This is a genomic window from Pseudomonas sp. SC11, assembly GCF_047039205.1.
Classification (GTDB): domain Bacteria; phylum Pseudomonadota; class Gammaproteobacteria; order Pseudomonadales; family Pseudomonadaceae; genus Aquipseudomonas; species Aquipseudomonas boreofloridensis.
The window spans coordinates 2,050,289-2,070,578 of sequence record NZ_CP178183.1 but is presented as its reverse complement, the minus strand read 5'-3'; the positions used below and the strand labels follow the sequence as shown (position 1 = coordinate 2,070,578).

General features: G+C 62.3%; 17 protein-coding genes and 1 pseudogene. 9 read left to right on the top strand and 9 right to left on the bottom strand.

The features are described from left to right. Nucleotides 1–110: 110 nt before the first annotated feature. The 7 genes from ACK2SD_RS09575 to ACK2SD_RS09545 all read right to left on the bottom strand — a co-directional run bounded on the left by ACK2SD_RS09575 (nucleotide 111) and on the right by ACK2SD_RS09545 (nucleotide 7,195). Nucleotides 111–1,268, bottom strand: a complete 1,158-nt coding sequence (locus tag ACK2SD_RS09575; RefSeq protein WP_412461978.1) for a glutathionylspermidine synthase family protein — start codon at nucleotides 1,266–1,268, stop codon at nucleotides 111–113. A gap of 2 nt (nucleotides 1,269–1,270) precedes the next feature. Next, nucleotides 1,271–2,005 (bottom strand): DUF1190 domain-containing protein, encoded by a 735-nt coding sequence (locus ACK2SD_RS09570; protein WP_412461977.1) that lies wholly within the window; start codon nucleotides 2,003–2,005, stop codon nucleotides 1,271–1,273. A 17-nt stretch (nucleotides 2,006–2,022) separates the two neighbouring features. Then, on the bottom strand, nucleotides 2,023–2,448 hold the full coding sequence (locus tag ACK2SD_RS09565) for a DUF350 domain-containing protein (protein ID WP_029612047.1): 426 nt from the start codon (nucleotides 2,446–2,448) through the stop codon (nucleotides 2,023–2,025). Nucleotides 2,449–2,460: 12 nt separating this feature from the next. Further along, nucleotides 2,461–3,120 (bottom strand): DUF2491 family protein, encoded by a 660-nt coding sequence (locus tag ACK2SD_RS09560; protein ID WP_412461976.1) that lies wholly within the window; start codon nucleotides 3,118–3,120, stop codon nucleotides 2,461–2,463. Between the two features lie 118 nt (nucleotides 3,121–3,238). Continuing rightward, complete coding sequence (locus tag ACK2SD_RS09555; protein WP_412461975.1) at nucleotides 3,239–5,359, bottom strand: TonB-dependent siderophore receptor; 2,121 nt, start codon at nucleotides 5,357–5,359, stop codon at nucleotides 3,239–3,241. A gap of 140 nt (nucleotides 5,360–5,499) precedes the next feature. Continuing rightward, on the bottom strand, nucleotides 5,500–6,777 hold the full coding sequence (locus tag ACK2SD_RS09550) for a Y-family DNA polymerase (RefSeq protein ID WP_412461974.1): 1,278 nt from the start codon (nucleotides 6,775–6,777) through the stop codon (nucleotides 5,500–5,502). Next, nucleotides 6,767–7,195 carry a S24 family peptidase gene (locus ACK2SD_RS09545; protein WP_317872412.1) on the bottom strand — a complete coding sequence of 143 codons (429 nt, stop codon included), beginning with the start codon at nucleotides 7,193–7,195 and terminating at the stop codon, nucleotides 6,767–6,769. The genes ACK2SD_RS09550 and ACK2SD_RS09545 overlap by 11 nt, the downstream gene beginning before the upstream one ends. A 92-nt stretch (nucleotides 7,196–7,287) precedes the next feature. On the opposite strand from ACK2SD_RS09545, the gene ACK2SD_RS09540 reads away from it, so the two are divergent. From ACK2SD_RS09540 to ACK2SD_RS09515, 6 genes and pseudogenes are all read left to right on the top strand, one after another. Then, nucleotides 7,288–7,998: an SOS response-associated peptidase gene (locus tag ACK2SD_RS09540; RefSeq protein ID WP_412461973.1), complete on the top strand. Its 711-nt coding sequence runs from the start codon at nucleotides 7,288–7,290 to the stop codon at nucleotides 7,996–7,998. 136 nt (nucleotides 7,999–8,134) lie between these two features. Beyond that, a pseudogene (locus tag ACK2SD_RS09535) lies at nucleotides 8,135–8,860 on the top strand (CHASE3 domain-containing protein); the annotation flags it as partial. A gap of 42 nt (nucleotides 8,861–8,902) precedes the next feature. After that, complete coding sequence (locus tag ACK2SD_RS09530; RefSeq protein ID WP_375063270.1) at nucleotides 8,903–9,766, top strand: methyl-accepting chemotaxis protein; 864 nt, start codon at nucleotides 8,903–8,905, stop codon at nucleotides 9,764–9,766. A gap of 93 nt (nucleotides 9,767–9,859) precedes the next feature. Next, nucleotides 9,860–10,372 carry a hypothetical protein gene (locus ACK2SD_RS09525; RefSeq protein ID WP_412461972.1) on the top strand — a complete coding sequence of 171 codons (513 nt, stop codon included), beginning with the start codon at nucleotides 9,860–9,862 and terminating at the stop codon, nucleotides 10,370–10,372. A gap of 178 nt (nucleotides 10,373–10,550) precedes the next feature. Continuing rightward, nucleotides 10,551–11,333, top strand: a complete 783-nt coding sequence (locus ACK2SD_RS09520; RefSeq protein ID WP_412461971.1) for a DUF4253 domain-containing protein — start codon at nucleotides 10,551–10,553, stop codon at nucleotides 11,331–11,333. Nucleotides 11,334–11,342: 9 nt separating this feature from the next. Continuing rightward, nucleotides 11,343–11,669, top strand: a complete 327-nt coding sequence (locus ACK2SD_RS09515; protein WP_412461970.1) for a DUF6966 domain-containing protein — start codon at nucleotides 11,343–11,345, stop codon at nucleotides 11,667–11,669. 17 nt (nucleotides 11,670–11,686) lie between these two features. Here the strand turns inward: ACK2SD_RS09515 and ACK2SD_RS09510 are convergent, their stop codons facing one another. Beyond that, a complete protein-coding gene (locus ACK2SD_RS09510) occupies nucleotides 11,687–12,928 on the bottom strand; it encodes a M20/M25/M40 family metallo-hydrolase (RefSeq protein ID WP_412461969.1) in 1,242 nt (413 codons plus the stop codon). Between the two features lie 471 nt (nucleotides 12,929–13,399). Here ACK2SD_RS09510 and ACK2SD_RS09505 point away from each other — a divergent pair, with 471 nt between their 5' ends. Both ACK2SD_RS09505 and ACK2SD_RS09500 read left to right on the top strand, forming a co-directional pair. Beyond that, a complete protein-coding gene (locus ACK2SD_RS09505) occupies nucleotides 13,400–13,843 on the top strand; it encodes a hypothetical protein (protein ID WP_412461968.1) in 444 nt (147 codons plus the stop codon). A 215-nt stretch (nucleotides 13,844–14,058) separates the two neighbouring features. Next, nucleotides 14,059–16,170: a putative bifunctional diguanylate cyclase/phosphodiesterase gene (locus tag ACK2SD_RS09500; RefSeq protein WP_412461967.1), complete on the top strand. Its 2,112-nt coding sequence runs from the start codon at nucleotides 14,059–14,061 to the stop codon at nucleotides 16,168–16,170. On the opposite strand, the gene ACK2SD_RS09495 is transcribed toward ACK2SD_RS09500, so the two are convergent. Next, on the bottom strand, nucleotides 16,154–18,217 hold the full coding sequence (locus ACK2SD_RS09495) for a TonB-dependent receptor (RefSeq protein ID WP_412461966.1): 2,064 nt from the start codon (nucleotides 18,215–18,217) through the stop codon (nucleotides 16,154–16,156). The two genes, ACK2SD_RS09500 and ACK2SD_RS09495, sit on opposite strands and share 17 nt — an antisense overlap. A 311-nt stretch (nucleotides 18,218–18,528) precedes the next feature. Between ACK2SD_RS09495 and ACK2SD_RS09490 the strand changes: the two genes are divergently transcribed. Then, on the top strand, nucleotides 18,529–20,079 hold the full coding sequence (locus ACK2SD_RS09490) for a sensor histidine kinase (RefSeq protein WP_412461965.1): 1,551 nt from the start codon (nucleotides 18,529–18,531) through the stop codon (nucleotides 20,077–20,079). Nucleotides 20,080–20,290 lie beyond the last annotated feature (211 nt).

Below are 20,290 nucleotides of genomic sequence, written 5' to 3'. Positions count from 1 at the left end.
CGAACAGGTTGCGCGCAAACGACGGAGCACGTCTTGAAAGCGACATGCGGGTATCCGACATTCGGGTTCCGACATGCGGGTATCAGATAGTCAAACTGTCGAGGTAGCGCTCAGTCCAGCACCACGTGGGGCACGAAACGCGAACTGTCCTTGGTGATCAAGGTATCGTCCTCGCGGATCCCGATGCCGGACGCCCGGTCACCGATGACCCATGAGCCGATCAGCGTGTAGCTGTCGCCGAACCTGGGCAGCGGCGCAAAGCGCTGGAGAATGTAGGGCGCGTCATCGTACGGACCGTCCTCGAACACCCGCTGATCGTCATCGGTGCGGATATCGACGTTCGCCCCTTCGCGGGAGAAGTACGGCTTGCGCACCCAGCCCTTGGGTACTGGTTGCAGAGGGTCTGGGTCCAGATAGGCTGGCAGCAGGTTCGGGTGCCCCGGATGCCACTCCCACAACAGCGGCAGCAGGCCCTTGTTGGACAGCAGCGACTTCCACGCCGGCTCCACGAACTGCGTGCCACTGGCCTGGATCGCCGGACCGAAAGGCTCATGGAAGATGTGCTCCCAGGCATGCAGCTTGAACAGGCGCGCGATCGGCTCGCCACGCAGATCGACGAAACGCCCACGCGCGTCCAGGCCGATGTCCTGCAGATCGATGTGCCGCGTGGCGATGCCCGCATGTTCGGCCATGCGCCGCAGAAAATCGGTGGTGCCGCGGTCTTCCACGGATCCGGCGATGGTCGAGAAATGGAAGATGCCCTGGCGGTCGAAGGTCGAGAACGCCTGCACCAAGTCTTCGGCGATGCGGTTGAACTGAGTGGCGTGCGGCGCCAGCACCCCGCGCTGGATCTGCTCTTCCAGCCAGATCAACTGAAACGCGGCCGCCTCGTACAGCGAGGTGGGCGTGTCGTAGTTGGCTTCGATCAACTTGGCCGGCGCACGGCCGTCGTAACTGAAATCGAAGCGGCCGTACAGGTGCGGATCACGCGAACGCCATGACTGGCGCACCAGATCGAAGTACGCCGGCGGGATCGCCAGGCGCGTCAGCAGCGCTTCGCTGTCGACGATCCGCGCCACGGCGTCCAGGCACAACGCGTGCAATGCTTGAGTCGGCGCCTGCAGGTCGCGCACAACCTGCGCTTCGCTGAACCGATAGTAGGCGCGCTCGTCCCAGTAGCGCTCACCGTCGAAGGTATGAAAGGCGAACCCCTCGCGCTCGGCGGTGGCGCGCCAGTCTGGACGTTCGGCCAGGGCGATGCGGCGCATGCTCAGCCGCCGAAAAAGCTGAACGACTTGCCGCCCCAACCACCGCGGGCCAGCGCCGCGCTGCCGAAGCCGCTGCGGGTGATCACCGAAGACGCCACCTGGCGACGGCTGGAGGACGTGTAGTAATCGTTTCTGGCGGTAGAGCCACCGCCACCGCTGTAGCCACCGCCGCCCGAATATCCGCTGCTGGCTGCCTGCGCCTCGTCCTTGCGTTGCCGCACCACGTCGCGACGAAAATCGTCAGGCCCGGTGCCATAGCGATACAGGGGCTGTGCGCTGTAACGGCGGCTGTCCGGCGCGACGACCTTGCTCAGCAGCATGCCGGCGATCACCCCCGTGGCCGCAGGACCCAGGCCGCTGGTCTGGGCGTGCAAGCTCGGGTCGTTGTTGGCGGCATCGAGCTGCGCCTGGCTGACTTCGCCGGTGGTCTGCAAGGCGAAGCCGTCCAACTGCGGCTGGTAATGGGTCAGGTCGTATGTTTCGCAGCCGCCGGGGCTGTACACGGCCTCGCACTCGGCTTTGCTGGCATACCTCGGGCCATTTTTCTGCTGTTCGAGCCGGGCCTGTTGAGAGGCCTGTTCGCAGTCGCGACGCGGTACGTTGTCGGCGACGCACGCCTCGACGTCCGCGTAGTCGACACGCTGACTGACCTCGTAGGTGTCCTCGCCCCATCCGCAGGCGGTCAGGGTCAGCGGCAACGAGCCGGCCAGCACCAGCTTGAGAGAACTGCGTTTCATGTCCGGTTCCTCCTGGCTCAGACCGACGGGGTCATGCACGCCGAGTTGAGCAGGCCGACGCTGATGGCCACGGCGGCGGCGTAGATCGCGGCAGCCATTTCGCCTTTGGCGATGCGCGCGGCCAGGCCCTTGAGCACCCAACTGGCGATGGAGAAGGCCAGCAGTTGCACCACGGCGCCGATCACCACCCAGATCACCACATCGAGCAGGCCGATGCTGTAGGTGATGATGTTGCTGGCCGGTAGCGAAAAGCCGATCAGCGCGCCGCCCAGGGCGACGGCGGCGGCGCTGTTGTTGTCGCGGATCAGGGCGAACTCGCGGTGAGGGGTCAGGCGCGTGTAGATGAACTGGAACAGCCAGAACAGCACCAGGGCCAAGCCGATGTACAGGGTGAAGGCAATGAACGCCTGGGCGTTGATCGAGTGGCGCAGGGCTTCGAGCATGCGAGTTCCTTGTCAGGTGACGTGAAAGTCCGTGGGGTACAGGGTAATGCCCAGTGAAGTGCTGAGGCAGACGCTGCCCGCCGCATCCTCCTCCACTGAAAACAGCAGAAATTCCCGGCGCTCGGGCAGGCCCGTATCGCGCGCGTAGAGCATCGACAGGTGACGCACCAGGTAGCGGGCCTCCGGGTTGCTGACCCGTTCGGTCAAGGGCACCAGTCGGGCCTGGCCGGGATCGGTGCCCCATTGGCGAGCGAAGATCTCGCCGTCATGCACCACGTGTGCAAGGCCGACGGTCGATGAGGCACCCGCCAGGCGCTTGAACGCCTCATCGTCGGCGATCGGCTGCACGCTGTGGTAACCGAACAGCACGATGTCGCCGGCCTGCGACGCACGCGGGCCGTTCATCACCACTTGCAGCCAGTAGTCCTCGTCGTCCAGGTAGAAGCGCGCCAGACGCGTCGACGCGTCGAGCGGCACTTCGCCCACCGCCCACACCGGCTGTGGCCCTGGGGGCAGCAACAGATGGGCGTGACCGGACAGCCGTGGGCCCAGGGCAGGATCGAGGGTCAGCGTGGCGCCGCTGGCCAGGCCGAACGGCAGCTGCGCGAGCGCAACGTTCCCGGTCTCCCGGCGTGGCGCCTGGAAACCGAGCAGACGTTTCAGCCAACCCATGGCAGGGTTCGGCGAACAGTGGAGGGACAAAGCAGCATCGAGACTCCCTGGCGCTGCGGTGATCTCTGGGGCGCGCCACGATACTGCTTTTCCCTCGACACGCCAATGCCACAACGCCTCAGAAGGTGTAGGCGACGCCCGCCTGCACCGTACGCGGTGCACCAGGATAGACGTAGTTGTTCCACGCGGCTTCGTCATAGCCTTTGTTGAACAGGTTCTTCACGTCCAGGTTCAGGCGCACGTGCTCGTTGACCTTGTAGTAGCTGAGCAGGTCGACCACGCTGTAGCGGTCCATGGTGTACGTGACGTTCTCGGTCTGGCCCTTGCGATCGTCCACGTATTTCACCCCGAAGCCCAGCCCCAGCCCCTTGGCGAAGCCGTCCTGGAACTCATAGGTGTTGATCAGGCTGAAGCTGTTGCGCGGAATGTTGGCCAGACGCGTGCCGGTGGCCAGGCGGTTGTCCTTGGTGACCTCGGCATCGACATAGGCGTAGCCACCGATGACTTTCCATGCCGGGGTGATGTTGCCGGTCACGTTCAGGTCCAGGCCACGGCTGCGGACTTCGCCGGCGGCCAGGTTGTTGGCGGGGTTGGCCGGGTCCAGGGTCAGCACGTTTTCCTTGACGATGTGATACAGCGCCGCGTCCACGCTCAGTTGGCGCTCCAGGGCCTCCCATTTGACGCCCACTTCATAGGACTTGCCCTTCTCTGGATCGAAGCCACCGCCACCGGCCGGTGTGCCGGTGTTGGGCTTGAACGAGCGCGCGGTGTTGGCGTAGACGGCTACGGTGTCGGTCAGGTCGTACATCAGGCCGAAGCGTGGGGTGACGCTGTTTTCGGCCTTGGTGAAGTCGCCGGCGTTGTTCAGCTTGTTGTCGTAGTCGTGCTCGAAGCGCTCGAAACGCACAGCGGCCAGGGCCTTGAGGCGTTCGGTCAGGGTCACTTGATCCTGGATGAAGGCGGCCCAGGTCTGCAGGTTCTCTTTATCCCAGGTGGTGACGCGAGTCAGCGCGGGACGCGGCTGGCCGAGAACAGGGTTGTAGATATCGACCGGATAAGCCGCCGACGAGCGCTGAATGATCGAGTTGTAGTCGTAGTTCTCGTACTCGATGCCAGTCAGCAAGGTGTGACTGAAGCTACCCGTGTCGAAGTGACCGGTGAGGTTGAGCTGCCAGTCGCGGTCGGTCCACTCCAGCTTGCGGTAGTTGAAGTTGCGCTGCAGCGTGCGGCCGTCGGCTGGGGCGCCGTTGGCCTCCACGGCGTTGCCCTCGAGCGAGCCGTCGAGGAACTGGAAACCGCCGCCCAGGGTCCAGCTGTCGTTGAGCTGATGCTCGAAGCGCACCTGGGCCATGTTGTTGTCGTTGTGCAGCAGGTTGTCGCTACCCTTCTCCCACAGGTAGGTGTCGCGCGACAGGCTGCCGGTCTGGGTCGGGTAGCGCGGCAGGCCACGGTCCAGCGGATGGTTGTTGCGCATGAAGTCACCTTCGAAGGTGATCTTGGTACTGTCGTTGACCTGCCAGCTGAGCACCGGCGCCACGTCATAGCGTTCGCCACGCACATCGTCGCGGAAACTGTCGCCGCCCTCGCCCAGCAGGTTCAGGCGGTAGGCCAGCGACCCGTCCTGGTTCAGCGGGCCGCTGGCATCCAGCGTGGCACGGTGCATGCCCTGATCATCGAACTGGCTGCCGAGGGTGATCTTGCGCTCGGCCAGCGGCTGCTTGCTCACCACGTTGAAGGTGCCGCCTGGGTCACCGCGGCCGTACAGCGCGGTGTTCGGCCCGCGAATCACCTCCAGGCGCTCGATGGTGTTGGCGTCCGGGGCGTTGGGGTAGCCGCGGTTGATCGGGAAGCCGTTGCGATAGAACTCGCCGGTGGTGAAGCCGCGCACGGTGAACGTCGTCAGGCCCTGACCACCGAAATTGTTGGCCCGGCCTACGCCGCCCGCGTAGTCCAGTGCATCCTGCAGGCGCGTGGCGCCAATATCGTCCAGCACATCCTTGGGCACTACGCTGATCGACTGCGGCGTTTCGTGCAGCGAGGTGTCGGTCCGCGTGGCCGAGGCCGAGCGGCTGGCTCGGTAGCCCTGTACCGGACCATCAGCGCGCTCGTAGTCGCCAGCGTCGGCGTTGATGTTGACGGCGTCGAGTTCGACGTTACCGGTGGCAGCCGGGAGTTCGGCAGCCAGCGCCAGGGGCGCAGCGGCGTTGAGCAGGCACAGCGAGACGATCATGCGACGCATCGATGGGGGTTCCAGACGAGACGATAAATGACAGGTGAGTGCAAAAGCGGCGAGATGCTATATGTAAATACTTCTTAGTTGCAAATATTTACATACACGCTTCGCCATAATCGTTTCTCAAGCCACCTTCGATGCTCGCCTCAGCGCGCATAGACCTTCCACAGCTGATCCAGACGTGTCGTATACGACGGGCTCATCAAGTCTCTGCGCATCGCCCATTCAGGCGCCAGGGGCACGCTGGCCGTCCTCAGGGTGCCTCGGCCGAATCGTCCATTGATCGCATCCACCACGCCCATCAGACGGCCATCTGCCTCAGGCTGCGCCAGCGTGAACAGATCGTCGGTGACCTCACCCGGCCGACACAGGTCCAGCAGCAGGACTTCGGCCTTGCTGTAGCGGTAGCCCTCGCGGTAGATCCGTTGCAACGCCTCGGTCGCCGAGCGAGTGAGCAGCAAGGTGTCGTTAGTGGCATAGGGCAACTGCACCAGTGCCCCTTGAGCATGGTGCCGTTCGCCCGTATTGAACATGCCGGTACGAATGCTGACCCGCAGTTGCCGGCACAACGATCCCTGGCGTCGCAGCTTTTCCGCTGCCCGTCCGGTGTAGGTGGCCACCGCCTGGCGAATGGGTTCGAGTTCGGTCTGGCGGGTACCGAACATACGACTGCAGCAGATTTCCTGCTTGGGCGATTCGGCGTCCTCCAGCGCCAGGCACGAAATACCGCGCAACTCCCGAGCGGTCTTCTCGATCATCACGCTGAACGTGTCGCGCAAGGTCGGCGCGTCGGCCCGGGCCAAGTCCATCGCGGTGTGGATGCCCATGCCTTGCAGGTGCAAGGCCATGCGTTTGCCAATACCCCAGACCTCTCTGACATCGGTGTTGCGCAGCACCCAGTCGCGCTTGAAGTTCTCGGTGATGTCGACCACCCCGCCCGTCTGCCCCAGCAGACGCTTGGCCGTATGATTGGCCAGCTTGGCCAGGGTCTTGGTCCGGGCGATACCGACGCCCACCGGGATCGCCGTGCCCTTCATCACCTTCGAACGCACGGCCCGGCCGAAGGTGGTCAGATCACCCGGGACACCGCTCAGGTCGGCAAAGCATTCGTCGATCGAGTAGACCTCCACCGCCGGCACCTGTGACTCGATCAACGACATGACCCGCTCACTCATGTCGCCATACAGCGCGTAGTTCGAGGAAAACGCCACGACCCCGTGGCGGCGCAGCTTTTCCCGTGCCTGGAAATACGGCTCGCCCATCCTCACGAAGGGCTTGGCATCGTAAGACCGGGCGATCACGCAACCATCGTTGTTGCTCAGCACCACGATCGGCACCCGCGCAAGGTCAGGCCGGAACACACGTTCGCAACTGGCATAGAAGCAGTTGCAGTCGATCAACGCGAACACCTGATCACTGCGCATGATCACGCACGCTGTAACGCACCACACCCCAGACCACCAACTCGTCGCTTTCCAGCACGTGCCGAGGCGGGTAAGCCGGATTTTCCGATTGTAGTATCACCACGCCTTCACGACGGAACAGGCGCTTGCACACCGGCTCGGTATTGAACGCGGCAATGACGATGTCGCCATGCTCGGCCTCTCGGCCACGGTCGACGATGACGATATCGCCGGAAAAAATCCCCGCGCCGCGCATGCTGTCGCCCTCCACTTGCACCAGATAGACATGCGGTGCGCGCAGGTCGAACAACTGATCCAGCGAGATGTGCCGCTCCAAGTGGTCGTCTGCCGGCGATGGGAAGCCAGCGGGCACCCGAAAGGCGTAGCGTGGATGCAGGTCGGGTCCGCCGGTCGGCGTACCCAGGAAGGTGATGGTCATGGTGTCGAACTCAGGGCAGACTGTATGCATATACAGTTAACTAGCCAGCAGCAGGTCGGTCAATCGCAGGCCGACAAACGTAGAGGTCACCCATGTGCGGACGTTATTCGATCTATGAATCCATGGATCACTACCTCAAGCAGTTGTCATTGGACCTGGTGGTGATCAATGGCTACGACGACGAGCGAATCAATCGCTACAACGTCGCCCCGCGCAGCCGTGCGCCGATCATCCGTCCGGTGGCCGACGGCGTGCAGGTGGACGACCTGCCCTGGGGCTGGGTGCCACGTTGGGCTCGCGACAGAGGCCCCGTGCCGATCAACGCCCGCGCCGAAACCCTCGGCAATGGCCGATTTTTCAGCAGGCTGTGGCCAGGCGGACGGGCCTTGGCGCCGGCCAGCGGCTGGTATGAATGGTCGGTGGCCGTACACGATGCCCGGAGCAAGCAGCCCTGGTACGTAAAGGCCGCCGAGGGTGAGCCGCTGTTCTTCGCCGCACTGGCCGAAGCCCCAGGCCATGACCTGGCCGAGGTGCGTGAAGGCTTCGTCATTGTTACTGCGCCGGCCGATGGGCGGCTTGCGGATATTCATGGCCGTAAACCTGTGGTGCTGACGGCAGCGCTGGCACGTGAATGGATCGATCCAGCCACGTCGCTGCAACGGGCGCTGGAGATCGTGCATAGCGGCGGCAAGCCCGATACCGCGTTTCGCTGGCATGCCGTCGGTCATGCAGTGGGCAACGTACGCAATGAAGGGGCTCACCTCATCAAACCTCTCCAAACGCGTGGCAAAACACATCAATGATGAATATTTACTTGTACAGCGAACTTTCCTTGTACAAGTCTCGTCGGAGCACTGATGCCGTTTGAGTATCAAACAGCCACTACCCGCATTGCGCGGGGCGAGGCGATCCGTCCGTGCTTTCGGGAGCCCTCCTTCGATGTTTGCCAACCTCAGTCTTCGCAAAAAGCTCTACGCCAGCTTCGCGCTGATCTTGCTGATCATCCTCGTCCTGGTACTGGCCGCGCTGCGTGGCTTCGATCAGGTCAGCAGCAGCGTCAAGCGCAACATCCACAGCTATGAGGTACTGAACCAATCGGGCGCGGTACTGCGCAGCCTGATCGACATCGAGACCGGCATGCGCGGCTATGCCCTGACCGGCCAGGACAGCTTCCTGACGCCCATGCATGCAGGCGAAAAAGGCTTCACCGATTATCACGATCAAATCAAGGCGGCGACCGCCGACAATCCCGAGCAGCAGGCGCGCCTGGAGCGTCTGCAGGCGCTGTATGGGCAATGGCTACAGGACGATATCCAATCCAGCCTGTCCCTGCGCGAGCAGGTCAACCAAGGGGCTCAACCCTTCTCCGCACTGGCCGAGCAGATCGCCGCCGGCCGTGGTCGGGCGAAGATGGACGCCATGCGCGAAGTGATCGGCGAACTGCGCGCCAGCGAGAAAGCCCTGCAAGACCAGCGCACCGCGTCGATGAACGACGCCAAGCGCGATGCGGTCGCGATCCTGATTGGCGGCGGCCTGGCCGCCGTGGTGCTGGCGATGCTCATCGCCTGGTCGCTGTCGGGCAACCTCAGTCGCCGCCTGGGTCAGGCGCTTGACGTTGCCCAGCGCATCGCCGAAGGACGTCTGGACAACGCCATCGACGGCAGCGGACGTGACGAGATCGGCACTCTGCTGCAGGCACTGTCCGCGATGCAGGCCCGCTTGCGCAGCATGATCGGTGAGATCCGTCAGGGCGCGGAGCAGTTGGTCAGCGCCTCGCAGAGCATCTCCAGCGCCTCGCTGCAGTTGTCGGCTTCGGCCCAGGAACAGTCGCATTCAGCGTCGTCCATGGCAGCCACGGTGGAGCAGCTCACCGTCAGCATCAACCATGTCGCCGACAACGCTGGCGATGCCCACGCGCTGTCCAGCGAGTCGGGACGGCAATCCACCGAAGGCGGCAGCGTGATTCAGGAGACCCTGCAGAGCATGCGCCTGATCGCCGACACGGTGCAGGCCTCGGCCGGCCAGATCGGCGAACTGGACCAGCACGCCGAACAGATCTCCAGCATCGTCGGGGTGATCAAGAGCATCGCCGAGCAGACCAATCTACTGGCGCTGAATGCGGCCATCGAAGCGGCACGGGCCGGTGAGCAGGGCCGCGGCTTCGCGGTGGTCGCCGATGAAGTGCGCTTGCTGGCGCAGCGCACCGCCAACTCCACCCAGGAAATCACCGACATGGTGAAGAAGATCCAGCTCGGCACCCGCGATGCGGTGAGCAGCATGGATGTGGGGGTGGAGCAGGTCAAAGGCGGCGTGGCCCTGGCGCAACAGGCCGGCGAAGCGATCGTCACCATACGCCAGTCCTCCGCCGACGTGGTCCGTGTGGTCGACCAGATCTCCCTGGCCCTGCGCGAACAGACCGCCGCCAGCCAGGATGTGGCGCGTAACGTCGAGCGCATCGCCCAGATGTCGCAACACAATAGCCAGGCGGTGGAGCAGACCAGCGAAACGGCGGGCGCGCTGCAGCGTCTGGCCCAAGGACTGGAGCGGCAGGTGAATGTGTTCGTGCTGTGAGTTCGACGGCGCTGCGGTCCGAGCACAGCGTTGCAGCTCGTTCGGACCGCTGCTAGCCTCGGCCCGGCGCTGTCGAGTTCATCAAGGTTACCCATGAGTCATCGCGATCGCCTGGAAGCGACCTGCCCCCATTGCCAGGGGCAGGCCCTGTTCATCGAACCCTTCGAATTCACCACCGTTCTGCCAACCGATCAACCGGCACGTCGCTGGGGCGGCTGGTACGTGGTGGAGCGCTACCCGCAGTTGCTGCCATGGCAGGCGCCTGCCGGCAGTTCCAGCCAGCACCTGCTGCATGGTTCGAGCCACGGGCAGGGTTACGTGCCCCTCACCCGTGGCGTGGTCGAATGCCAGACGTGCCAGGCGCCTTTCGTTCACTTGCTGAACTGGCCCCAGGACGCCTGGTGGCAATGGTCGGTTCGCGGCAGGCTGCTCTGGGCCTGGGACCGAGACCATGCCCGGCGAATCGTCGAATACGTGCGTGCCACCGATCGACCTCGGCGCGGTGTCTACGGCGACATCGCCAACCTGCCCGCCTACTTTCTCGCCGCCAAGCAGCGCGACACAGTGATCAAACTCATCGAGCGCACGCTGAACGCCACCCGCTAGTGCGCCGCCCACAGGCTTCAGTGACAGGCGGCACTGGCGCTTGTGATTGCTGAACAATCTGTTGTGCGCCCTGGCCAGTGCCGTTGCCAGGCGAGCCGTGGTTTCGTTCAATGGCGCAGCCGGTTCCTTACCGGCACGGATTCAGACAGAACCATGAACACCCCGCGGAGCAGGCGCAATGATCATTCAGTTTCTTGGCAACGACAGCGCCCACAACCCGTCTTCGCGCACGTGCGATGCCTACCGCCTCGACGGCCTGACGCGCATGGACGAACTGTCGACAGCAGGCCGCGAGATCGCTGCCCGTCACTCAGGCTGCACGGTGCTGTTTTCGCTGGATGACTTGCCCCAAGCGCTCTACACCAGCGGCCATGCACGGCTGTCTTCGAATCTCGACGCCGTGAGCGAGGCGGATCTGGGGCAATTGCCGCCCGAGTGCTTCGAGAACGGCCAGTACCTGGGTTACACCACCACCAAGGCAGAGTTCGCCCCTTGCCTGCGCATTCTTCTGCGCCAGGCGGATGCCCTCTCGTTCGAGGCCCTTTGTGCCCATGGCCTGACCCTGGATGACGCCGCGCTGGAGCATTGGCTGGCCTATCAAGCCAAACCGCTGATGCTGATCGATCAGCCAATGCTCGCGCTGGCGGCGCCAGTCGAGCAGCCTTGGCAGGCCCTGGCCGCGTTCCCCAATGGCTACTTCGAAAGCGACCTGGACCCTGCGCAGAACTGCGCGCTGGCCCGGCACCTGCAACAGACCCACGGTTATACCCTGATGGGGGTCGGTGCCTCGTACTTGGGCTTCACACGGGCCGAAGCGCCTGATGCAGCGCAAGCAGCGCGCGTTGCGGCAGACCTGTGCGCGCTGTACAACGTTCCGGCTGAACAGCACGAGGTACGACTGGACGCGCTGCGCGCCGGTATCGAGGGACGTTCGCACCTGTGGGTGCGCTATGTGGAGTGATCACTGCCGATGAATGCGGATACCCTGGCACTGGTGCATGTACTCGAACGTTTGGCCCTGTTGCTCGAAGGCGATGGCGACCAGCACTGGAGTCAATGGATGCGCCGGGCACGGACCCGTCTGCTCGCCGGTGACGGCGGCGGCGCGGACTTTCTGCTATCAGCCTACGGCGGCATGGGTTCGTTCAATGATGTGGTCCTCGGGCAGCATTACGACAGCAACGGCTTTTCCTGGAAGCCAGGGCATGTCGAGTTGAATGATCGATTCGACGAACTGCGTGGGGCGGCCTACACCTTGGCCCAGCAGATACGCCGCTCGCGCGCAGACACGCCCTGACCTCTCTCGCAATGCCGTCAGGGCACTGTGGCAGACAGCTGCCGAATCATCGAGACGGTCAGGTACAGTCTCGGGGCGATACTCGACAGCTCGATGTATTCATCCTCGGCATGCAGGCCGGCCCCCACTACACCCAACGTCTCCAACACCGCCGGCTTGGCGCTGCCCGGCACATAGGCATAGCCGGCGTCGGTACCAAAACGCATGGCGATGGGTTCGATGCGCTTGTTGATCTGTCCGTAGAGCTTCTCGGCAGTCTTGGCCAGTTGCTCGGAACCGGCGTTTCTCGCCAGCGGCGGTCGCCCCTTGTCCAGACGCAGGCTGACTTCGGTGCCCTCGATCAATTGCGTGCGCACGATGCGTTGGGCATCGGCCAGCACCCGCTCGCTTTCACTCACGTCCGAGTAGCGCATATCGGCCTCGGCCGAGGCGCTGTCGGGAATGATGTTGCGCTTGTCTCCAGCCCTGAGCATCGTCCAGTTGACGGTGGTGCCCTTGGCGGGATCGCCGAGGTCCTTGAGTTGCAGCAACTGGTGAGCCAGTTCCATTGCGGCATTGCGCCCGGCTTCGGGTGCGGAGCCTGCGTGGGACGACGTACCCTTGACCTGCAGCAGCAAGCCGTTGATGCCGTTGGTGGCGACCGTCACGGCATCTTTGTCCGGCGGCTCGTACGAGAATACGTAGTCATGCTGGCGAGCGAGTTCAGCGATGAGCGCTTTCGAACCGGCCGAACCGGTTTCCTCGTCCGGGTTGAACAGCACGGTCAGCGTGCCGAAGCCTTTGAACTGCTCGTCCTGCAGCAGCTTCAGCGCATGCAGGATCATCGCCACCCCGCCTTTGGCATCGGCCACGCCAGGCCCATAGGCACGATCGCCCGCCACCTTGAACGGCCGCTTGGCTGCCGTGCCTGGCAGGAACACCGTGTCGTAGTGAACCATCAGCAGAAACGACTGGCTGCCCGTGCCCTTGAGCGTGCCGACAATGTTGTCGCCCGCAGAAGGATTGGCTGAGCGAGTCTGCACGTCGGCACCCAGCGCCTTGAGGCGTTCGACCAGCAGGTCGCTGACGGTCTTCAGGCCTGGGGCCTGTCCGGTACCGGTGTCGACATCGACCAATTGCTGCACGGTGGCCAGATAGGCTTGCTGCTCGGCCTGGGCATGCTCGAGGCGTTGTGCGGGCGTGAAATCGGCGGCAAGTGCATAGAGCGGCAGGCACGCAAGGCTAATGATGGCGCCACCTATTGAGCGTGGAGTGAGCATTTTCGATCCTTGATAAAAGTTACGAACATGCAGTTTTGACCATAGCCTGTTTTGACGCCAGTTTATTGGCTCAACTAACTGAATACATAAATCGTTACAGCATCTGCTTCGTTAAACAGGTTGCACAAGAGATCAAAATGCGACTGATAATCACGCGATCAAAAAAAATAAAAACTATGGAACGATTACTGAAGTGCCATTATCGAATCGTGCTGCTGATCATCCAACCAGCGATGCGTTCGCTTTTCTAGACTCGACGCAGCGCGCCCATGTGCCCTTGCAAAAACGGGTACGTGGCTGATGACAACTGACTGAATAATGACTGCCCACTCCGTTCAAGTATTGAGCTGACACCCAACTGCACAGAACTCGCCATGGATGAAGGTGGGACGAATGTGCAAACTTAAAAGTATTCATGAGATGAATGTCCCTTCAGCCGATCATCGCCGATCGGATTTGCTAAGTGCCGAGATGGCCGAGATAGACAAGAACGAGTCCATTACCGCCGTATTGCAACTTGCTGCTCAATTGACCGGCGTGCGCTACCTGGCGCTGCGCAAGTCGAATCCTTCGCTCTGGCTCGGCTTCATGGAGAACCGCCAGATCGAATTGAGCTTCCATGGTCAGACCACTGCCGTGTCGCAACTCGAGGCACTCGACAAGCTGCTGGGCAGCGGCGACCCGTCGCTGACCTCGGCGCCTGCCAAGTGGACGCCGCCGCAGCCCCTGGCTGCGTTTGGCGCATCCACCATCGAAGGGTTGTTCACCACGCCTATTCATACGATCGACGGCACCAAGCTGGGCCTGTTGGTGGCCGCCAGCGATCTACCGCTGGGCCGACTGGAGGCCGAAGCCATTCAGAAAAACCTGAAACTGGTTGCCCGATTGACGGCCAGCATGAGGTCGGTGTTTTGAATACGACAACTCAGCGCTAGGCAGTAAAACGGCGCGCGCATACGCTCATCCCCTCCATCATGAGGCGTGAGCAGGTCGCCACTTGATCGAGAACTTATTACACGGTTGTGCCACTCCCATAGACGCAATCGATTTACCAGGACAAACGATTCATCCGATAATAGCCAGACGCTATCGCCGCGTTCACGGCGATTTTTCCTACGTCTCGGTATCCTATGCTTCCCAGCAGCCACAACCCCGTCCTGGTAGCGTTCTCTCTGATTGTCGCCATTCTCGCCTCCTACACGGCGCTCAGAATGGCAGGACGTGTTGCCAGCTCGACGGGCAAGGCCGCAGGGCTTTGGCTGGCCGGTGGCTCCTTTGCCATGGGCTTCGGTGTCTGGGCGATGCACTTCATCGGCATGCTTGCCTTCGATCTGCCGATTCCTCTGGGCTACGATATTCCGCTGACCCTGCTGTCACTGCTCATCGCGGTGTTTTCCTCAGCCTTCGCGCTGTGGCTGGTGTGCCAGAAAAACCTGCCGTGGATTCGCCTGGTGCTCGGCGGCCTGCTCATGGGCGCCGGCATCGCGGCCATGCACTACACCGGCATGGCCGCCCTGCTGATGCGACCAAGCGTGATCTACATCCCGTGGATCTTCATGCTGTCGATCCTGATCGCGGTGCTGGCCTCGGGCGCGGCCTTGTGGATCGTGTTTCGCCTGCGCAGGGGAGCCCGCGGCGAAGCCTGGGCCCGTATCGGCGCCTCGCTGCTCATGGGCTGCGCCATCGTCGGTATGCACTACACCGGCATGGCAGCGGCGCAGTTTCCACTGGGCAGCTACTGCGAAGCGTCCAACAGCGGTATCGACGTCAAATGGCTTGCCGTCGTCGTGATCGTCGTCAGCCTGGCCGTGCTGGCAATCGCGCTGATCGTGTCCGTGCTCGATGTACGCAGCAACTTGCTGTCCCTCTCACTGGATCAGGCCAACAGCGAGCTGCTGCAACTGGCGCTGCACGACAACCTGACCCGCCTGCCCAATCGACTGCTGCTCAACGACCGCCTCAACCAGGCCATTCACAAGGCCACGCCGCATCAAGACCCGTTCTCGGTGTTGCTGATGGACCTGGATGGCTTCAAGGCCGTGAACGATGCTTATGGGCACCATGTGGGCGATCTTCTGCTGGTGCAGGTGTCCGAGCGCATCCTGGCCAGCAAGCGGCCGGAGGACACGGCTGCGCGCCTGGGTGGCGACGAGTTCGTATTCCTGATTCACCACCGCGAACCCGAAGACGCCGCGTTGTTCGCCCAGCAACTGGTCGAGTCGATTGGCCGCCCCTACAGCCTCGAAGGCCATGTCCTGCATATCTCGGCCAGCATCGGGATTGCGTTGTTTCCCGACAACGGCCTGACGGCCCACGAACTGATGGTCAATGCCGACGCAGCGATGTACCACGCCAAGGAACTGGGACGTGCGGGGTACTGCTTCTTCGAACGCAACATGAACAAGAACGCCCATGAACAGATGCAGCTTCAGCACGACCTGCGCCTGGCACTGGAACGTGGTGAGTTCGTTCTGCACTACCAGCCCAAGTTCATCGCCGCTGACGGCCATATGGTCGGCGTCGAAGCCTTGGTGCGCTGGCACCGTCCAGGCTCGGGGTTAGTACCGCCGGACCGCTTCTTGCCGCATGCCGAACGAACCGGGCTGATCATACCGATCGGCAACTGGGTGATCGATGAAGCCTGTCGGCAGATGCGCCAATGGCACGATCAAGGCCATGACGGTTGGAGCGTGGCGGTGAACCTGTCGACGATTCAGCTGGCCCAGGCCGACCTGCTGCGGGTGGTGCGCACCGCACTGGAAAAATACGCGCTGGCGCCGCGGCACCTGGTGTTGGAAGTGACCGAGTCCACCGCCATGCGCAACGCCGAAGCCAGCCTGGAGATCCTCGACAAGCTGGCCGAGCTGGGCGTGAATATCTCCATCGACGACTTCGGCACCGGCTACTCCAGCCTGCTTTACCTCAAGCGCTTTCCGGCCAACGAGTTGAAGATCGATCGCGGTTTCGTCAAGGAGCTGGTTCAGGGCAATGAAGACGAGGCAATCGTCTCGGCCATCATCGCCCTGGGCCAGACGCTGAGCATGAAGATCGTCGCCGAAGGCGTGGAAACCCAGGAGCAGCAAGCGTTGCTCACGCGGCTGGGTTGCCATGCCCTGCAGGGCTATCTGTTGGGCAAACCGCTGCCGGCGGCGCAACTGCTCGAGGCGCTTGCCGCCCAAGGGCGACGCCCCCTGGCAGCAGGCCCTGGTGACGACAGCGCGTCGATCACAGCTTCATGTTGAGCGAAACGAACGCCGAGCGACCTGGCGCCGGTGAGAACATCGCCTGGTCGTCGCCGCCCCAGAAGAAGTTGTCGTACCAGACGTATTCGTATTGACGGTCCAGCAGGTTCTTGACCTGCAGATCGACGCTGGTGGAGGGGCTGAGGCGATAGCTGACGCTGGCATCCACCACCACGAAACCGCCGTACTTGCCCTGCTCGTTCAGCTCGTCGATGTAGTAGCTGCCCTGCGCCCGGCCTTGTACGCCGAACTTCCAGTCGTCGTTGTAGCGATAGTCGGCGCCTAGGTTGCTGATGTAGCGCGGGGTGGAGAACACCTGTTTACCCGACAGCGATTGGCCGGACGCCGAGAATGCCTTGACCACCTTGGCTTCCTGGATGGCGTGTGAGGCCCACACCGTCCACTGCTCGTCCAACTGCGCGCTGATCTGCATGTCCACACCGCGCCGACGGGTCTCGCCCAGCCCAACCGTGGTGCCGGTGCTGGGCATGTTCGCCACTTCGTCGGTGGCATCCTGTTGCCACAGCGCAACGCGTGCCTGCGCGCCCGGGAACGGTTGGAACTTGATGCCGACCTCCTTGCCCGTATTGATCGATGGATCGTAGGACGTCTGCCCCGGGGTCATGTAGGCCGGTGCGGTGGAGCCGGTGAGAATCTGGAAGGTGCGCCCCCAGTTGGCGTATACGTCGATCTCGGGGGTGAGGCTGTAGATCACGCTCAGCTTGGGCTGACGAATCCAGCCGTAGTCCTGCAGCGAGGCCTTGGCGCCACCGAGCAGCTCGGTGTTGCCGGAGAATTTGTCGACACGCATCGCCGGGATGATCTTCAGCGCGTCGGTGGGCTGGATCACGGCTTGCACGTAACCGCCTATGTTGCGCAGGGTGTAGCTGTCATCGTTCTGCACGCGGGCGGGCCTGACATCGAAGTCGGTCGGCACGCCATAGCTGTAGCGCAGGCGACGGTACGCGTTGTCCTGTTCTTCGTAGTTGATGCCGCCATCGAGCGTCAGGTGCTCGTTGGCGCGCCAGGTCAGGTTGCTGAGCATGCCGCGCTGCTGTTCGTCCCACTGCCGACGTTGGCGCGGGGCATTGCCTGGACGGTAGTCGGTGAAAGTAATGGTGCGGTCGTCGTTGTAGCTGTTGTAGTACAGCTTGCTGCTCAGGCTCAGGTCGTCGTTGAGCTGCCAGTCGGTGTGCAGGCTCAACTGCTTCATGTCGCGGTCATCGCCATCGTTGCCGTTCTTGTCCGGTGACTGGGTGCGGCTGGCGTGCATCTGTTCGCGGGTGAGGAAACCGGGTTCCTGGGCCTGATGGTGGTACAGGCGGGCGATGAGGCCGACGCGGAAATTCTGTTCGTCGTTGCTGAGGAACCACTTGCCGCCCAGCGCATACTTGTTGGAGTTGCTGTGGTCGCGGTAGCCGTCACTGTCCTGCTTGGCGAGGATGTAGTTCTGGGCGAAATTGCCCTCCTCGCGGCCGATTGCCAGTTGCACCTCACGGGTGTCGAAGCTGCCGTAGGTGAGGCGACTGTCGGTGTAGTTACCGCCCTGGCGGGTGGCGAAGTTGATGTTGCCACCGATGTTGTGCAGCCCATAGCGCGGGTCGTTGGTGCCGCGCACCACTTCGATGTACTCGATATCCAGCGGGAAGACCATGTCGATGAAACGCTGGTTGCCGCTGTTGACGTTGCTTGGCACCCCATCGATGAGGGTCTTGATCCCATTGATGTAGCCCTCGCCGTTGAACGCGCGGAACGTGACCTTGCCCGACTCCGCGCCCTGCCCGGTTTCGGTGAGTTGAATGCCCGGCATCTGTCCGAGCAGTTGCCAACTGTTCATCACGTTCTTGTCCTGGACCTGATCGCCACCCAGCACATCGACCGACGTCAGCACATTTTCGGTGCTCAAGGCGCTACCGACGCCGGCTGCAGCCGTATGGGTAATGTTCACATCGCCGAGGACGATGGTGGAATTGCCGGTCGGCTCGGCGAACAAGTCAGGGGAGACCATTGCCGTGAAGATGGCAAGGGAGGCCGGGGTGAATCGCATGGAAGCTCCTGGTGTGCGGGGTACAGGCGCGGGTTGAGCGCAGGTTATAGAGGGACAGGTCTAAGCCTGCTTTTCGAAAATACGTTATATCATAACGGCATCAAATCGATACGATTTAGCTCAGTTGGAAACACTTGGATGTTTTGAGTGACTAAGCCAATGGCAGATGGCTAGTGCCCGCCAAACGATGGGTGTAGATTGCGCCATGTTTTGCCATTCACTGACGATGCCGGACACCTGGGTGCCACGTGCCGCCATGATGATTCCCCGCCCGTTCGCTCGACTCATCAATCCAACGCCGGATGCTCTCTATGCCCCACCTGTCGCCTGACGAAATCGTACGTGCCGCTCTGCAGATTTCGCATACCCGGCTGCGCAGACAGCATGAGTTGGTCGTTGGCTTTGCAGTGCAAGCGCTGACCCTGACCTCGCTCGATGACTTGCTGACACAAGCCTGTGAAACGGCGGCGCTGGGGATGGACACGCCTTTTGCCAAAGTCCTGCAACCCAACGACGACCACTCGGCCTTTCGCCTGACCCACGGAGTCGGCTGGAAGCCCGCCGACATCGGCAACGCGACGGTCGGGTCCGACGAAGCCAGCCCAGCGGGCTATGCGTACACCACGAGCCGGCCGGTCATTTCCAACCACCTGGGTCAGGAGTTGAGGTTCAGAACCCCTGCCCTGCTCAACGAGTACGGTATCGAGCGGGCCATCAACGTTCCAGTGCGGGGCACAGCGGGCATCTTCGGCGTACTGGAGGCAGACAGCCGTGACGGCGATGACTTCATCGAGAGCGACGTGGTGTTTCTCGAGGGGCTGGCCAACATCATCTCGATGGCCGTCGAGCGTCTGGCGACGAAAGAAGAGGCCAACTCACCGCATGCCTATTCGGAAAGTGTGCTCAATGCCAGTCCCGACTGCGTGAAGATTCTCTCGCGCACCGGTGAAGTGGAGTTCTTCAACGAGGCGGGGTTGTGCCGGATGCAGATCCGCGACCTCGCCGACATCGCCGGCAAGCCGTGGATCGAACTGTGGCCTGAGTGCTCGAAACAGGTGATCGAGGACGCGCTGGTGCGCGTCGGTAATGGCGAATCGGTGCGCTTCGAATCGTTCTGCCCGACGGCCAGAGGCGAGCCACGATGGTGGGATGTCACGGCCGCTCCGGTGCTTGATCCACACGGTGAGATCGACAAGATCATCGCGGTCTCAAGGGACATCACCGAGCGCCATGAGCAGGAAGTGCGGTTCGCCGCTTTGATCGAGGCGCAAAACACCAAACTCACCGAAAGCGGCCTGCATGTGGCCGAAACCCATCACCGTGTGAGAAACAGTCTTCATCTGGTGAACAGTCTGTTGCTGCTGCAAGCCAATCTATCGATGGAGGAAGCCGTCCAGACCCAACTGCAGATCGCGGCCAATCGGGTGATGACCATCGCCAATGTGCATGAACATCTGTATCAGGATGCTCACTGCGACGCCCTGAGTGCGCCGGCGTACTTGCGCTCGTTGTTGTCCGACATCCGAACGGCCTTTGGCGAACCGCACATCGAGTGGTCGGTCGACGACTTCCAGTTGCCCCCGGAGCGCATGGCGCCGCTCGGACTGGTGGTCTCGGAACTGGTCACCAACGCGTTGAAGTATGGTCAAGGCAAGATCACCGTCACCATCGAGCGCGATGCCGAAGATGCACGCATCAAGGTCACGGACGAAGGCACCGGCTTTCCAGAGTCTTATCCGAAACCGAGCGGAACCGGGCTCGGCATGCGGTTGGTCAAGAGCTACTCCGGGTACGGGGAAGACGCCATTACCTTGGATCGCTCAAGTGGCTTGAGCAGTATCGAAGTGCGCTTCAAAGTGTGAGGCGACTGCTGTCTCAAGCCTGTTTAACGGACCTTTAGCCACCGGCCAAACTTGGCATCGCACCGGGTGCTCAATGTAAAGAACTGTGCGCAGTTTATGGCACGGTACTGTGCTGCCCCGATAACTTCATGAGCCTCGCCAAAGTGGCGCCCAACACAAAAATATTTGCCGAGCACTAAAACGCGGATTCCTCCCGTTCGTGACCTTGAAA

What these genes read in the sequence shown, in the direction of transcription:
- ACK2SD_RS09575 (WP_412461978.1), bottom strand. Translation starts at nt 1,268, where the DNA reads ATGCGCCGCATCGCCCTGGCCGAACGTCCAGACTGGCGCGCCACCGCC.
- ACK2SD_RS09570 (WP_412461977.1), bottom strand. Translation starts at nt 2,005, where the DNA reads ATGAAACGCAGTTCTCTCAAGCTGGTGCTGGCCGGCTCGTTGCCGCTG.
- ACK2SD_RS09565 (WP_029612047.1), bottom strand. Translation starts at nt 2,448, where the DNA reads ATGCTCGAAGCCCTGCGCCACTCGATCAACGCCCAGGCGTTCATTGCC.
- ACK2SD_RS09560 (WP_412461976.1), bottom strand. Translation starts at nt 3,120, where the DNA reads ATGGGTTGGCTGAAACGTCTGCTCGGTTTCCAGGCGCCACGCCGGGAG.
- ACK2SD_RS09555 (WP_412461975.1), bottom strand. Translation starts at nt 5,359, where the DNA reads ATGCGTCGCATGATCGTCTCGCTGTGCCTGCTCAACGCCGCTGCGCCC.
- ACK2SD_RS09550 (WP_412461974.1), bottom strand. Translation starts at nt 6,777, where the DNA reads ATGCGCAGTGATCAGGTGTTCGCGTTGATCGACTGCAACTGCTTCTAT.
- ACK2SD_RS09545 (WP_317872412.1), bottom strand. Translation starts at nt 7,195, where the DNA reads ATGACCATCACCTTCCTGGGTACGCCGACCGGCGGACCCGACCTGCAT.
- ACK2SD_RS09540 (WP_412461973.1), top strand. Translation starts at nt 7,288, where the DNA reads ATGTGCGGACGTTATTCGATCTATGAATCCATGGATCACTACCTCAAG.
- ACK2SD_RS09530 (WP_375063270.1), top strand. Translation starts at nt 8,903, where the DNA reads ATGCAGGCCCGCTTGCGCAGCATGATCGGTGAGATCCGTCAGGGCGCG.
- ACK2SD_RS09525 (WP_412461972.1), top strand. Translation starts at nt 9,860, where the DNA reads ATGAGTCATCGCGATCGCCTGGAAGCGACCTGCCCCCATTGCCAGGGG.
- ACK2SD_RS09520 (WP_412461971.1), top strand. Translation starts at nt 10,551, where the DNA reads ATGATCATTCAGTTTCTTGGCAACGACAGCGCCCACAACCCGTCTTCG.
- ACK2SD_RS09515 (WP_412461970.1), top strand. Translation starts at nt 11,343, where the DNA reads ATGAATGCGGATACCCTGGCACTGGTGCATGTACTCGAACGTTTGGCC.
- ACK2SD_RS09510 (WP_412461969.1), bottom strand. Translation starts at nt 12,928, where the DNA reads ATGCTCACTCCACGCTCAATAGGTGGCGCCATCATTAGCCTTGCGTGC.
- ACK2SD_RS09505 (WP_412461968.1), top strand. Translation starts at nt 13,400, where the DNA reads ATGGCCGAGATAGACAAGAACGAGTCCATTACCGCCGTATTGCAACTT.
- ACK2SD_RS09500 (WP_412461967.1), top strand. Translation starts at nt 14,059, where the DNA reads ATGCTTCCCAGCAGCCACAACCCCGTCCTGGTAGCGTTCTCTCTGATT.
- ACK2SD_RS09495 (WP_412461966.1), bottom strand. Translation starts at nt 18,217, where the DNA reads ATGCGATTCACCCCGGCCTCCCTTGCCATCTTCACGGCAATGGTCTCC.
- ACK2SD_RS09490 (WP_412461965.1), top strand. Translation starts at nt 18,529, where the DNA reads ATGCCCCACCTGTCGCCTGACGAAATCGTACGTGCCGCTCTGCAGATT.